This is a genomic window from Marinobacter sp. DUT-3, from assembly GCF_050379435.1.
Classification (GTDB): Bacteria; Pseudomonadota; Gammaproteobacteria; order Pseudomonadales; family Oleiphilaceae; genus Marinobacter.
On record NZ_JBNRMG010000001.1, the window covers coordinates 76,143 to 89,922 of the forward strand.

Sequence of the window (13,780 nt, forward strand, 5' to 3'; positions counted from 1 at the left end):
AGCTTTAATGCTACGCTACGAAACAAAAGAATGATGGTCAGTACAGCATTCTTCTAATTTAAAGATCAAAGTAAAGCGGGTATGCTATGTCACTAGGTTTAGCAAGATACTGATGGTTATGGCAGTTAGAACTGTCGTTGATTAGGGCAATAGTATAAGTTTCAGGATGGGTTAAATGAGATGAAAGTACTCCTACTGTCGCGTTACGGGCGACTGGGTGCCAGCTCCCGCGTTCGTTTTCTACAATATCTACCATATTTCCAATCAAAAGGTATCGAGTTCAAGGTTAAGCCGCTTTTGTCGGACGCTTATTTGAAGGCGCTGTATACCGGTGGCTCTCTCTGGCGAGAAGTGCTCAAAGGCTATATATCTCGCATCATGGTATTGCTTACTGCCTGGCGGTTTGACGTCATAATTATTGAAAAAGAGCTTTTTCCTTTTATGCCGGCAATTGCAGAACGCTGTCTTAAACTAGCGCGTGTACCTTATGTGGTGGACTACGATGATGCGCTGTTTCACCGTTACGATTGTCATACTAACCGTTTGGTACGCCTTTTATTGGGGCACAAAATTGACTTAGTTATGCGCCATGCTAGTTGTGTGACGACCGGTAATCAGTATCTGGCTGATCGAGCAAAGAAATCTGGCGCTAGAAAGGTCGAAATCATTCCAACGGTGGTGGATGCGGATCGCTACCAATCTAGACCATTATCTGACACTGAATTATTAACAGTCGGATGGATAGGCACGCCGCAAACTAGTCAGTATTTAAAGCCATTGTTGAAAGTCTTTGCATCACTTAAGCAAGAGTTCCCTGTACGTTTTGTAGCGGTGGGTGCCAACCCTAAAGACTTTGGAAATACGCCCGTAGAAGCATGGCCTTGGTCAGAAGATTCCGAGGTGAAATCCGTGCAGCAGTTTGATATCGGTATCATGCCTTTGGTTGATTCACCTTGGGAGCGAGGAAAGTGTGGCTACAAATTAATTCAGTATTTGGCCTGTGGGGTACCTGTAGTTGCATCGTCCGTGGGTGTGAATCGCGAAATTGTCAAAGAAGACGAAAACGGTAAATTAGTAGAGAATGTGGAGCAGTGGCACCAGGCGCTATCCAAAATGCTTAAGGTCGGTCGTCCCCGATTGGAGGAAATGGGACAAGTAGGGCGGGAAATGGTTGTTGATTGGTATTCGTTGCAGGCGCAAGCGCCGAGGCTAGTTGCGGTGCTAATTGGTGCAGTAAAAGCATAGTTTACAGTTAACAGGGCATTTTCGTAAAAAAACGAAATAGCATCATCGGTCTTAACTAATTAGGTTCACCCATTGTGGCCCAGTAAGACAAGCAACAACCCACGCAAGTTCGACATGAACACTGCTCGCTTTGCCGAACTCCAGCAGGGCCTCAGCATAGTGGAAGCGGTGGATCACGGACTGGTAGAGGCCAATTTTGTCTTATAGCAACTTGCTACTTGGTCTCAAAGCCCTGCGATGTATTCATCGCTATCGGTCGATGCCGATTATTGGATATAAGCAGCCGAACCTCATCCGGTAATCTCGTTGATCAAGGCCAGAAAAACCACTGTTGAGACTCTCAAGAGGGATGGTCTCGTGATTTTCGAATCTAACGTTCACCTTTACATTTGGTCTTCTGAAATTGGATGTTGAGTTACGATGCTAATTCCTAAAGAAGGATATTGGGGGTGTTCGAGAAATGTGCTGTTGAGTGCCTGTGTCTAGAGTTTTCGTAAGCTTGTGCGTTAGCTTTCTTTTGTCCAGAGAAAATAAGGTATACCTATCGTAGTCTGGCTTACTTCCTTCTTGGCTGGGAAAATGTAGAAAAATTTTGGTGTGGATTTTTTTGAGTTTCTATTGTTCATAATCAGGTAAACATGTGTATTATCTAGTCGTAATAATGTCTCTTGTGTTTATTTTGCTATCTGTTGTCTTTCAGAAGCGAAATGATATTTCAGTCTGTCTTGCCGTGGTTTATCTGTTTATATTAAGTTTAATATTCGGGCTACGATACGGAGTTGGAATCGATTATTACGCCTACGAAAATTATTTTTATGATCAGCATGATACCTTTAGAATGGAGGTTGGTTATTCTTTAGTTAATTACTACCTAAGAGAGTTAGGGTTTCATTTTTATTCTGTAACTCTTCTCACTTGTTTTGCTACCAATTATTTGGCGCTTATAGGTGGTTGGTTGTACGGGTTGAGAGGTGTGTACTTAAACTTGAGTATCCTGCTGTTTGTGTCAAGCATGATGTTTATGAGCCTTAATGGTATTAGGCAGGCAATTGCTGTTATGTTGGTATATGCGGCGTTACCACTTTTGCTTAAAGGTAAGTCAGCTTCATATCTTCTATCTGCTTGCTTTGCATCGTTATTTCACGTTTCTGCGGTAGCCATGACGGGGATGGTTATTGTTCGGAGGTTGTTGTGTAGCTACTTATCCGTAGTGGTTTTGTCTATTTCTTTTTTGATTGTTCTTTTGTTTGTGATTTTTTATGATTTAAATAATGCGCTTTATTATTTGGCGTTGCATGCTCCTTATTACTCCAAGTATGCTGAGCTTATTCATTCTGCTAAGGCCTCGGGTATAGGGCTGGGCATAATTTTAAAGATCGTTGTCGCATTTTTTATTGTTTTCATTTTTCTTTTTCATAATAGAAAATATAAAGTTGAGTGTCTCTTGGTTTCTTTGTTTATCATTGGTCTGGCATTTAATGTTGCCGCAACTACGAATTTTCTTTGGGGTAGGCCTGGTATGTATTTTTACATTTTTGAGATACTGGTTCTTCCGATGGTTGTTAAAAATATATATGACAGAACTCTCAGGGGGTTGGTTTTTTTGTTGGTTTCTGCTTACGCGCTTTCGTTTATTGTTGCCAATTTGTTTCTTAATGTAGATGCCTTACAATTAAGGTATCAAAGTGTTTTCGGTTTGCCATGATTGTTTGCATAATTGATCCAGGGTTTGTTATTGGTTAATAATGAAAGAGCATTGTTTTAAATAGAGTATTTTTTACTGGTTGTCGGATGCCCTGTTCATGCGTGACTATGATGATCGAAAATCTGGTCACCTAAAGTTAGAAGCCCTTAGGATTCGAGCTCGTTAGAGCTCACATCTTTTAAGGTGGGGCAATTCCGGTGAGCTGGTTATAGATAATGTAAGGTGTGTGTCCCTCTTCTAGGGTAGGCGAATTTGAATTTATAGATCATAAATCGGGTGTTCAGGCCACCTAAATAATGTGCCTTTTTACACTCTTAAAAGTAAAGCGAGTAAGCTTTGGTAGGTATATCAAAAGTAATACTGTTTGTAGTCAATTCCCCCGAGTTTTTTCTATCGCATCGATTGCCTGTAGCCCTTGCTGCCAAAGAAGCGGGGTATGAGGTCCATGTAGCCTCGGCTTTTGGGGATAGTGTCAAGGAGATTCGAAAGAAGGGTTTTTTTTACCATTCGATTAATTTCGCACGCAGCGGACAGAACCCGTTGGTGGAGCTAGGAACGCTGGTAAAGTTGGTCAGGCTGCTTAAAAAAATTAAACCAGATCTTGTTCACCTCATAACCATTAAGCCGGTGTTGTACGGTGGCATAGCTGCGAGATTTGCCGGAGTCTCTGGGGTTATTTCCGCGGTTTCGGGTTTGGGCACCGTATTTTTGACAGACTCTGTGTTCGCAAAATTTCGCCGATGGTTGATAGCCAAACTTTACTCGACTGCTTTCAAGCAGAAGTGTCTGAGAGTAATTTTTCAGAACCCGGATGATCGTGATACTTTGATCTCGCTAGGTGCCTTGGAGGTTGAGAAAACTCGTTTGATACGTGGCTCCGGCGTTTCGTTGGCTGACTATCGCTATGTGCCGGAACCGGAAGTTAGCAAGCCGGTTGTGGTGATGGCTGCGCGCCTATTGCGGGATAAGGGCGTAGTCGAGTTTGTCGAAGCTGCAAGAATACTGCGTGATCGAGGAGTGAAGGCTCAGATGAGGCTGATCGGTTCCATAGACTCGGGCAACCTTACAAGTGTATCTAAGTACATACTCGGAGAGTGGGAGAAGGAAGGAGTAGTAGAGTTTATGGGATTCCGTTCGGATATTGCAGAGCAATATGCCTGTGCTCATATTGTATGCCTCCCTTCGTATCGCGAAGGGTTACCTAAGAGTTTGGTTGAGGCTGCCGCTTGCGGTCGGGCGGTGGTAACTACAAATGTACCGGGGTGCCGTGATGCGATTACTCCCAATGAAACCGGATTTTTAGTACCAGTAAGGAATCCTGTTGCTTTAGCGGGTGCTATCCAAAAGCTGGTAGAGAATCCGGAGCTTCGGAGAGAAATGGGGGAGGCTGGTCGTGTGCTGGCAGAAAAGGAGTTCTCTATCGAGAAAATCGTGGCCCAACATTTGGAAATCTATGATGAGGTGTCGGGTAATGCGTAACTATGCATGGATTATTTCGTGAGAGTTCTATTAACAGGTGCCTCGGGGTTTGTAGGGAAGCGCCTCGCGCATCATCTTGACCGGTTTGATACCACAACATTGACGTGTGCAGTCCGACGACCCGGCACGTCGCATTACGGCGATGAGTGTGTTGTTGATGGGCTGGGGGCAACTACGGATTGGTCGGGGGCATTGAATGGGAAAGATGTGGTCGTTCACACGGCTGCCCGCGCCCACATTATGCGGGATAAGGTAAGCGACTCACTAGCCGAATACCGCAAAGTCAATATGCAAGGTACACTCAATCTGGGGGAGCAGGCGGCTAAATCTGGAGTCCGCCGATTTGTATTTGTTAGCTCTATAAAGGTGAATGGTGAGCATACATTATTGGGGCGGCCCTTTACCGCGGGTTCGAAACCCGCCCCGGGAGATGCTTATGGCCGCTCAAAGTTTGAGGCAGAGCAGGCATTGCAGACCCTTGGAAAAGAAAGCGGCATGGAGGTGGTGATTATTCGCCCCCCACTAGTGTATGGTCCTGGCGTAAAAGGTAACTTTGCCACTTTGATCAGGTTGGTGGAGAAAGGCTTGCCGCTGCCTTTCGGCGCTATCCACAACAAGCGTTCCTTCGTGGCTCTGGATAACCTAGTGGATTTGATTATCACTTGCATTGACCACCCTGATGCCGCCAACGAGGTATTCCTGGTCGGGGATGGCGAGGATCTTTCAACAACGGAGTTGTTACGTGGAATTGGTATGGCTATTGGAAAACCAGTGCATTTGGTACCCGTTCCTGAGCGCGCGTTGATGATCTGCGCAGCGCTGCTTGGTAAACGGGGAGTCGCGCAGCGCTTGTTGGGCTCCTTGCAGGTAGACATTTCGAAAGCTCGCGATGTTTTGGGTTGGGAGCCACCCATTTCAGTTGAAGAAGGGCTTCGCCGCTGTTTTGATTCGGAGAATGCAAGTTGATTCGTTTGTTTGATTTCCTCTTTTCTTTGCTGGGTCTGCTGTTCGGTTCCCCTGTTTTATTGATTCTGTGGATCCTGGGCTTTTTTGATACTCGTTCTCCGCTCTTCCGGCAGCAGCGGGTTGGACGCAATAAAAAGCCGTTTACTTTGGTAAAGTTCCGAACCATGAAGCCGGACACGGCCTCTGTTGCCAGCCATTTGGCTAGTGCGGATGCTATAACACCGTTTGGCAAGTTTCTTCGCCGCACGAAATTGGATGAGTTACCTCAGCTTTGGAATGTGCTTAAAGGAGAAATGAGTCTAGTCGGACCGCGCCCGTGTTTGTTTAATCAGGAGGATTTGATTGCGGAGCGTGAGGCTCGTGGCGTGTTATGCGCCCGCCCGGGAATTACCGGAATGGCGCAAATTAACAATATCGACATGTCCACACCAAGGTTGTTAGCGGAGACTGATGCTAAAATGCTCGCAGAGCTGAACCTTCGGCAATATTTTCGCTACATTTTTCTCACAGTGTTGGGAAAAGGTGTCGGAGATCGCGTAAAGGACTGAGCGTGATTAAAACCTTTCTTAGCCTTCCTCGATACCAGAAGCGAATCATTTCGGTAACCTCCGATATGGTGGTTTTATTTTTTGCCATTTGGGCTGCGTTTGCGCTGCGCCTTGAGCAGCATTTGTGGGTGCCAAATTGGGATCAGGCCATCGTTGCGGCTATAACTGTTGTTTTCACGATCGGCGTGTTTATCCGCTTGGGCCTTTACAGGGCAGTTATTCGTTTCCTCGGAGATAAGGCATTCCTCACGATCATCTATGGGGTTGTTCTTTCCAGTCTTTCGCTCATTGTTCTGGGGTACCTGCTCCAGGTTTTCATTCCCCGATCTGTGCCGGTAATTTACGGTGCGCTGGCGTTTTTGTTTGTTAGTGGTACACGGTTGGGCGTTCGCATGATCGTGAATCATCCCCGTCAGCGCGATAAAGAGGCGGTCGCCATTGTCGGTGCCGGTGAGACCGGCATGCAGTTGGCTTCCGCATTGAGCCAGGGCACAGAATACCGCCCCGTTCTGTTTGTGACTTTCCAACGTGCAAACCATAAGGCCATGATTAATGGCCTGCCAGTGGTAAGTATTGAGCATATTGCCAAGCACGCCCAAAAGCGTGGCGTTCGCCGAATTTTGCTGGCGCTGGATGCGGACTCCAAGGTAAATCGTAAGGATTTGCTCAAACGTTTGGAGCCGTTAACCATACCTGTTCAGACCGTACCCTCCATGTCCGAATTGGTGGCCGGTCAGGCTCGGATTAATGACATCCGGGATCTGGAAATCGAGGATTTGCTTGGGCGTGATCCTGTCCGGCCAGACACGGCTTTGGTGGCAGACAGTCTCTATCAGAAAGCTGTGATGGTGACCGGAGCAGGTGGTTCTATCGGCTCTGAATTGTGCCGCCAGATTCTTCGGCATAAGCCCCGGGTGCTGGTGTTGTTTGAGCAGTCCGAGTTTTCCCTTTACGCGATTGAGCGTGAACTGCAGTCTATCAATCGTATTGAAGGGCTGAATGTTGAGCTCCACCCGCTGTTGGGCAGTGTGACCCACCGGCGCCGCTGTGAAGTGATCATGAAGGCGTTCGGTATCCAGACGGTGTACCACGCAGCGGCGTATAAGCATGTGCCGTTGGTGGAGCACAATGTGATTGAGGGGGTTCAGAACAATGTGTTCGGCACCTGGCACGCTGCCGAGGCGGCGATTGCTACGGGAGTTGAACGATTCGTTCTGATTTCCACGGATAAGGCAGTACGGCCAACGAATGTGATGGGGGCCAGCAAGCGTCTGGCTGAACTGGTGCTGCAGGGGCTGGCACAGCGGCAGAGTGACACAGTGTTTTCAATGGTGCGTTTCGGGAATGTACTGGGGTCGTCCGGTTCTGTGGTGCCGTTGTTCCGGGATCAGATTCGTGATGGTGGGCCGGTTACGGTCACGCACCCGGATATTATCCGTTACTTCATGACCATCCCGGAGGCCAGCCAACTGGTGCTTCAGGCCGGCAGTATGGGCCTGGGTGGTGAGGTGTTCGTTCTGGATATGGGAGAACCGGTCAAGATTGCCGATCTCGCCAGGAAGATGATTCACTTGATGGGGCTTGATGAAAAAACCGAGGATAACCCCGATGGGGATATTGAGGTGGTGTTCTCAGGTCTTCGCCCCGGTGAGAAACTGTATGAAGAGCTGCTGATTGGTGACGATCCGCAGGGAACTGTCAACCCCCGGATTATGATGGCCAGGGAAGTGTCCATGTCCTGGGCAGAAATGGAAGCCACGCTGGATAAACTGATGCGGGCCAGCCAGAGTTTCGATTGCGAGAGCATGATTGAGGTTCTGCGCACCGCGCCGACCGGATATGCGCCTAACAGTGATGTGGCGGATTTGGTTTGGTGTAGTGGCTTCGAAGTTGTGGAGGAGGTGGCGGCAGAAGGGAATGTTCGGCGGTTGCCTGTTTGATTGGTGTCGGATTAGACAAAGCCGTGATCCGACACAACCCTTCGCATTTCCCGGACCCCGAGCATGCCGGGAAACTTTTCTGGTATATTGCCCACCGAACTAATCTTATGCCGTCCAAAGGGTTTCGTTTTGAGCAATAACATCGTCTGGCACAATCACAAGGTCACCCGCGCTGAGCGCGCTGCACCGAAGAATCAGCACCCTTGCGTATTGTGGTTCACTGGCCTCAGCGGATCCGGTAAGTCCACCATTGCTAACGCTTTGGACGTAGCGCTGTATGAGCGTGGCTATCATACTTTTCTGCTGGACGGTGACAATGTCCGCCATGGCCTGAACCGGGATCTCGGGTTTTCCGATGAGGACCGGGTGGAGAACATCCGCCGTATCGGGGAGATGAGCAAGCTGTTTGCGGATGCCGGGTTGATTGTTCTGAGTGCGTTTATTTCGCCTTTTACCAGTGATCGTCGAATGGTGCGTAACTTGTTGCCAGCCGGCGAGTTTATCGAAGTGTTCATGGATACCCCGATGGAGACCTGCGAAAAGCGTGACCCCAAGGGCTTGTACGAGAAAGCCCGGGCGGGTCAGATCAAGCACTTTACGGGTATCGATTCGCCATACGAAGTCCCTGTGCACCCGGAAGTGGTTCTGGACACGTCTTCGCAATCCGTGGATGAGTGTGTGGAGCAGCTTCTCGGTTATTTACTTGATCGGAAACTGATCCTGGAACGGCAAGGGTAAGGGTGCTCCCTATGGCATGGGATGCTGTATTTACCTTGGTTATTCTTGCAATGGTGCTCGGGACGCTGGTTTTTACCCGGGTGTCGGCCGATCTGGTTTTAATGGCTGCGTTGGCCGTGCTGGTCATCTTTGGGGTGTTGTCGCCGGTGTCGGCGTTGTCTGGCTTTGCCAATCCCGGGGTGATTACCATCGCGACGCTTTATGTGGTGGCCGCAGGTTTAAAGGAGACCGGTGCTGTCCAGTGGATTGCCCGCCGTTTGCTGGGCCACCCTAAGTCCATTAAAGGTGCTCAGATGCGGATGGTGGCGCCGACTGGTATTCTCAGTGCGTTTATGAACAACACGGCGGTGGTCGCCATGTTCATCCCCGCGATTCAGGACTGGGCCCAGCGCCTGGAGATTCCCGCCTCAAAACTTCTTCTTCCCTTGAGTTATGCCGCCATCCTTGGGGGCACCTGTACGTTGATTGGCACCAGTACCAACCTGGTGGTTGATGGAATGCTGCAGACCCGCCTGGGTATTAATCTTGGGTTGTTCGAACTGGCGTGGGTTGGTGTGCCGCTATTGATTGCAGGGGGCACGTTTTTGGTGTTATTTGCCTCTCGCCTGCTTCCGGATCGCGGGGGCTTGTCTGAGGAGTTGGATGCGGTTCGGGAATACGGCGTTGAGGTTGAGGTGGTCAGTCCGGGCCCGCTGATTGGCAAGACGATTGCCGAAGCAGGGCTTCGGGCGCTGAACTACGGGTATCTGACCGAAATCGACCGGAAGGGGCGGCTGATCACGGCGGTAGAGCCTGACCGTACCTTGCAGCCGGGTGACAAGCTCTATTTTGTTGGGGCTCCGGAGTGTGCCAGTGAACTCCGGCGCATTCACGGGCTGCGGCCAGCCAGCGCGGGCGTTCATAAGCTGGACATTGCCAACCACCAGCGCTGTCTTGTGGAGGTGGTGCTTGGGCCGGAATTCCCCGCGTTGGGTAAGACCGTTCGTGACAGCCGCTTCCGTACGCGTTTTAGCGCCGTCATTCTTTCGGTATCCCGCGAGGGCCGCCGAGTGTCTGGCAAGCTGGGGGATATCCAGTTCAAGATGGGCGATACCCTGTTACTGGAAGCCAGCCACGAATTTGCGGAGCAATATCGGTTCCGCCGCGACTTTCTGTTGGTCAGCGCCCTGAACGATTCCACCCCGCCGGACTTTCGCAAGGCGCCGCTGGCGTTGGGGATTCTGTTGGCCATGGTTGTGCTCAGCGCCAGCGGGCTGCTAAGTATTATGGAGGCAGCCTTTCTCGCGGCCGGCGGCATGATTGTATCCCGCTGCATTACCGCGAGCCGGGCACGGCGCAGTGTCGATTTGCCGGTGTTGGTGGTGATTGCCGCGTCGTTTGCGTTGGGCAACGCCATGTCAGAGACCGGCGCAGCCGCGACGGTGGCAGGAGCGTTGCTGGGGAACGGCGAGGGGATGTCTCCCTGGCTGGGGCTGGTTCTGGTGTACGTTCTGACAGCGGTGTTCACCGAGGCCATTACCAATAACGCTGCGGCGGTGTTGATGTTTCCTATTGCGCTGGCGCTGTCGGAGCAGCTCGGTGTGAGCTTCCTGCCCTTTGCCGTGGCGGTTATGTTTGCGGCATCGGCAAGCTTTATAACGCCGTTGGGGTATCAGACAAATTTAATGGTCTACGGCCCCGGGCGTTACCAGTTTACGGACTATATTCGTATAGGATTACCTTTAAGTTTGTTGGTGGGCTGCATATCGGTGACGCTGATTCCGTTGGTTTGGGCGTTCTGAGGGCAAGCGGCCACCAAATGTTTAAACAAGGATGTTTAGATGATAGATATTCAACACCACGGCGCCACCACTGGCGTCACCGGCTCCTGCCACGAGCTCGACATTGGCCCTTCTGGCGTCCTGATTGACTGCGGTCTGTTCCAGGGCGAAGAAGCCAGCAAGGGCGCGAATGCCGCCAGTCTTGCCATTGATTTTCCGATTGGCCATATTCGTGCGTTGATCGTAACCCACGTTCATATCGACCATGTTGGTCGCATTCCCTATTTGCTTGCTGCCGGTTTTGAGGGGCCGATTATCTGTTCGGAACCTTCGGCCATCATGTTGCCGGAAATCCTGGAAGATGCCCTGAAGATTGGTTTCACCCAAGACCGGGCTTTGATCGAGCGGGTATTGGGGCTGATTCGTTCGCGGATTGTGGCTGTGCCTTATAGCCAGTGGCATTCGGTGTTCGATGAGGGGCGGTGTTCTCTGAAGGTGAGATTGCAGCGGGCGGGGCATATTCTGGGTTCCGCCTATGTGGAGTGCGATGCCTGTGACGGTGATATTCTGGAGCGCATTGTATTCAGCGGTGACCTGGGCGCGCCCCACGCGCCGTTGTTGCCGGAACCCCGGCCCCCTGAAAAAGCCGATCGGTTGGTGATTGAGAGTACTTACGGGGATAAGGATCACGAAGATAGGGAAACCCGGCGTTACCGGCTGAAAGCGGTGTTGGAGCATGCGCTGCGAGACGGTGGTACGGTGTTGGTGCCTGCGTTCAGTATCGGGCGGACGCAGGAGTTGTTGTATGAGATTGAGAGTTTGATTGCCGAATTTGGGGAGGCTCCGATCAGCGCCGGGGTGTCGGATTACGCGCCGCGGGGCGGCGCTAATCCGACCTACGATGAAGAATACGCCCCCGTAGGTCGGATTAGGCGCAGCCGTAATCCGACAAACCAGCTAACCTGGAGCAATCTGGAAATCGTCGTGGATTCTCCCCTTGCTGCAGAATTCACCCGCATTTACGACCGACTAAAACCGTTTTGGGATGCGGAGGCCACAGACTTGGTTCAACAAGGCCGCCACCCGTTGTCCTTCGAACAACTAACGGTAATCAACGACCACAAGGATCACCTGGAGGCCGTGGAATATCTGGCCAATACCCACCGCCCCTGCGTGGTGCTGGCGGGCTCTGGCATGTGTGCCGGGGGCAGGGTGGTGAATTACCTGAAGGCGATGCTGGGAGATGAGCGCAACGATGTGTTGTTTGTGGGCTATCAGGCTGCGGGCACGCCAGGGCGGGATATTCTGACCTACGGGCCCCGTGGTGGCTGGGTGGCGTTGGATGGGGAACGTTATGACATCCGCGCTCGTGTGCATCAGGTGGGCGGTTATTCGGCTCATGCGGGGCAATCGGATCTAGTTCGGTTTGTTGAGGGTATTCCGCAACCGCCTGCGGAGATTCGGATTGTGCACGGAGACAGGGCCGCGAAGGTGGCGTTGAAAAACAGGTTTCAAGGTTTGGGCGTAACAGGGATAATGATCCCCCAATAAGCTCGAAAGATTTCGTTTTAACAGGATTCATTTAATGATGAAGAAGATCGCCGTTGTTGGCTTGGGATACGTCGGTTTGCCGCTGGCTGCTGCGTTTGGAGAAAAGCGCGAAGTGGTTGGTTTTGATATCAACGCAAGGCGCATCGCAGAACTGAAAGACGGCGTGGATTTTACCCGGGAGGTGTCTTCTGAGGAGCTGGCGGCTTCCAGTGGTTTGTCATTTACCGATTCACTGGATGAGATCCGTGAGTGTCAGGTTTATGTTGTGACCGTTCCAACGCCCATTGATGAATATAAGTCGCCTGATTTGACGCCGCTGGTTAAAGCCAGTGAAAGCGTAGGCAAAGTGCTTAAGCAGGGCGATATTGTTATTTATGAATCGACGGTATACCCGGGGGCGACAGAAGAGGTCTGTGTTCCAATTCTGGAGAAAGTGTCTGGTTTGAGGTTTAACCAGGATTTTTATGCCGGCTACAGTCCTGAGCGGATTAACCCTGGCGATAAAGAGCACCGTGTAACCACTATTATGAAGGTTACTTCTGGTTCCACGCCTGAGATTGCCGACGAAGTAGATGACCTTTATGCGAGTATTATTACCGCCGGGACCCATAAGGCGAGTTCAATCAAAGTAGCGGAAGCTGCCAAGGTGATTGAAAACACCCAGCGCGATTTGAATATCGCGTTGATGAATGAACTGTCGATGATTTTCTCCCGTCTGAAAATCGATACCCATGAAGTGTTGGCCGCAGCGGGAACTAAATGGAACTTCCTGCCCTTTAAACCCGGTTTGGTAGGCGGCCACTGCATTGGCGTGGATCCGTATTACCTGACCCACAAGGCTGAGGCGATTGGCTATCACCCGGAAATCATTCTGGCGGGCCGCCGTGTGAACGATAATATGGGGCCCTATGCTGCCTCTGAGCTGGTCAAAGCCATGATCAAGGCCGGCCATACGATTGCTCATGCGCGGGTACTGGTGATGGGTTTCACTTTCAAGGAAAATTGCCCGGACTTGCGCAATACCCGCGTTATTGATGTGGTAAAAGAGTTGCGAGAGTTTGGTTGTAACGTGGATATTACCGATTGCTGGGCAGATAACGATGAAGCCCGCCATGAATACGGTATTTCACTGGTCGATAAACCCAATAACGGCGATTATGATGCGGTTTTGCTGGCAGTGCCCCACCGTGAATATGCATCGCTTTCATCTTCGGAACTTCGTGCTTACCTGAAAGGTAATGGCGTTTTGTTTGATCTGAAAGGGGTGCTTCCACTGGGTGAGGCGGATCTACGGCTTTAAGTCCTGTTTGGATCAGTGTGATTTGAAACCAGCCTTTCGGCTGGTTTTTTATTAATGACTGGTAAATAAATAACTTTGCCTTGAATGGATATTTAAATTATTATTTGCAGTGACTTTTCGTCATTAAACATAAGGGTTTTTATTCATGGCCAAGATTAACGATTACTACCAGAAAAAACAGCTTATGGAAAAGCTCTCCGCTGAACTTGCTCAGCTGGAGCAGGATCAGGCTCTGAAGCGCGAACTGGAGTTTGAGAACAAGGTTCGTGATCTGATGAAGTCTTATGACAAGTCCCCGAAAGACGTTCTGCAGATTCTGGGCGCGATTGATCCGTCCGTTGTTGGCGCCAAGGCAGATACGGCTGGCGGTTCCCGTCCCAAGCGCCCGATGAAGACTTACAAGAACCCGCACACCGGTGAAGTGGTCAAGACCCGTGGCGGCAATCACAAGACTCTGAACGAGTGGCGTGAGAAGCATGGTAAGGAAGCTGTGCAGAGCTGGCAGCAGGACTGAAGTCGTTTTCCCTGCCCCTTTCCCGCCAGGGGAG

The 13,780-nt window shown here is 50.5% G+C and carries 11 protein-coding genes; all 11 read left to right on the forward strand.

All coding sequences use genetic code 11. The annotated features are described in order from the left end of the window. Positions 1–180: 180 nt before the first annotated feature. Positions 181–1,245, forward strand: a complete 1,065-nt coding sequence (locus ACQUWM_RS00355; RefSeq protein WP_428920801.1) for a glycosyltransferase family 4 protein — start codon at positions 181–183, stop codon at positions 1,243–1,245. 661 nt (positions 1,246–1,906) lie between these two features. Next, complete coding sequence (locus ACQUWM_RS00360; protein ID WP_428920802.1) at positions 1,907–2,950, forward strand: EpsG family protein; 1,044 nt, start codon at positions 1,907–1,909, stop codon at positions 2,948–2,950. A gap of 336 nt (positions 2,951–3,286) precedes the next feature. Further along, a complete protein-coding gene (locus ACQUWM_RS00365; RefSeq protein WP_428920803.1) occupies positions 3,287–4,429 on the forward strand; it encodes a glycosyltransferase family 4 protein in 1,143 nt (380 codons plus the stop codon). A gap of 18 nt (positions 4,430–4,447) precedes the next feature. Further along, positions 4,448–5,395, forward strand: coding sequence for a UDP-glucose 4-epimerase family protein (locus ACQUWM_RS00370; protein WP_428921410.1), 948 nt, complete (start codon positions 4,448–4,450; stop codon positions 5,393–5,395). Beyond that, positions 5,392–5,943, forward strand: coding sequence for a sugar transferase (locus ACQUWM_RS00375; RefSeq protein ID WP_428920804.1), 552 nt, complete (start codon positions 5,392–5,394; stop codon positions 5,941–5,943). The genes ACQUWM_RS00370 and ACQUWM_RS00375 overlap by 4 nt, the downstream gene beginning before the upstream one ends. A gap of 2 nt (positions 5,944–5,945) precedes the next feature. Beyond that, entirely contained in the window at positions 5,946–7,883 is a 1,938-nt protein-coding gene (locus ACQUWM_RS00380; protein ID WP_428920805.1) for a polysaccharide biosynthesis protein, read from the forward strand. 129 nt (positions 7,884–8,012) lie between these two features. After that, positions 8,013–8,621, forward strand: a complete 609-nt coding sequence (gene cysC / locus ACQUWM_RS00385) for an adenylyl-sulfate kinase (protein WP_428920806.1) — start codon at positions 8,013–8,015, stop codon at positions 8,619–8,621. Positions 8,622–8,632: 11 nt separating this feature from the next. Then, positions 8,633–10,402, forward strand: coding sequence for an SLC13 family permease (locus ACQUWM_RS00390; RefSeq protein WP_428920807.1), 1,770 nt, complete (start codon positions 8,633–8,635; stop codon positions 10,400–10,402). Positions 10,403–10,441: 39 nt separating this feature from the next. Then, positions 10,442–11,932 (forward strand): MBL fold metallo-hydrolase RNA specificity domain-containing protein, encoded by a 1,491-nt coding sequence (locus tag ACQUWM_RS00395; RefSeq protein ID WP_428920808.1) that lies wholly within the window; start codon positions 10,442–10,444, stop codon positions 11,930–11,932. A gap of 37 nt (positions 11,933–11,969) precedes the next feature. After that, complete coding sequence (tviB, locus tag ACQUWM_RS00400; protein ID WP_428921411.1) at positions 11,970–13,232, forward strand: Vi polysaccharide biosynthesis UDP-N-acetylglucosamine C-6 dehydrogenase TviB; 1,263 nt, start codon at positions 11,970–11,972, stop codon at positions 13,230–13,232. Positions 13,233–13,377: 145 nt separating this feature from the next. Continuing rightward, positions 13,378–13,746 carry a histone-like nucleoid-structuring protein, MvaT/MvaU family gene (locus ACQUWM_RS00405; RefSeq protein WP_406998943.1) on the forward strand — a complete coding sequence of 123 codons (369 nt, stop codon included), beginning with the start codon at positions 13,378–13,380 and terminating at the stop codon, positions 13,744–13,746. Positions 13,747–13,780 lie beyond the last annotated feature (34 nt).

What these genes read in the sequence shown, in the direction of transcription:
- ACQUWM_RS00390 (WP_428920807.1), top strand. Translation starts at nt 8,633, where the DNA reads ATGGCATGGGATGCTGTATTTACCTTGGTTATTCTTGCAATGGTGCTC.
- ACQUWM_RS00360 (WP_428920802.1), top strand. Translation starts at nt 1,907, where the DNA reads ATGTCTCTTGTGTTTATTTTGCTATCTGTTGTCTTTCAGAAGCGAAAT.
- tviB (WP_428921411.1), top strand. Translation starts at nt 11,970, where the DNA reads ATGAAGAAGATCGCCGTTGTTGGCTTGGGATACGTCGGTTTGCCGCTG.
- ACQUWM_RS00395 (WP_428920808.1), top strand. Translation starts at nt 10,442, where the DNA reads ATGATAGATATTCAACACCACGGCGCCACCACTGGCGTCACCGGCTCC.
- ACQUWM_RS00405 (WP_406998943.1), top strand. Translation starts at nt 13,378, where the DNA reads ATGGCCAAGATTAACGATTACTACCAGAAAAAACAGCTTATGGAAAAG.
- ACQUWM_RS00355 (WP_428920801.1), top strand. Translation starts at nt 181, where the DNA reads ATGAAAGTACTCCTACTGTCGCGTTACGGGCGACTGGGTGCCAGCTCC.